The organism is Photorhabdus viridis, assembly GCF_040256935.1.
Lineage (GTDB): Bacteria > Pseudomonadota > Gammaproteobacteria > Enterobacterales > Enterobacteriaceae > Photorhabdus > Photorhabdus viridis.
The window spans coordinates 1-457 of sequence record NZ_JBEJZY010000266.1; the positions used below are offsets into that span (position 1 = coordinate 1).

Below are 457 nucleotides of genomic sequence, written 5' to 3' on the forward strand. Positions count from 1 at the left end.
CACAGCAAAGAATAATATCAGTATCATCAGTGGCGGGGATATTAACGGGAAAGCCGTTCAGATACAGGCTAACGGTAATACATTATTATCCGCCGGAAGAAATATCACATTGCCTTCCCTGGCTTATTCTGTCATTAACCAGGCTAATGATAACAACAAAGATGACCGACATATTATTGCTCAAATCCGCGGCGATAAAAAACTGACGATGGCGGCAAATGGCGCTATCACCACTGCGGGTGCTCAATTGACTTCCGGTGGCGATGTCACCCTCTCCTCTGGCGGTAATATGCGTTTCGAATCGGTGCAAAATCACATCTACCGGGAAAACGGCAGGGAATTCACTGAATCAGTGACTCAGCAGGGCACTGAATTAACCAGCGGCGGCATACTTACGGTTATCTCAACCGGCAGTATTCTTTTCCAGTCCGCCAAACTGGCGGCCAAAGGGGCGATG

1 protein-coding gene is annotated in these 457 nt (G+C 48.1%); it reads left to right on the forward strand.

The genetic code is table 11. The annotated features are described in order from the left end of the window. Window positions 1-457: hemagglutinin repeat-containing protein (locus tag ABR397_RS23295; RefSeq protein WP_350307773.1), on the forward strand; the 457-nt coding region annotated here is incomplete at both ends.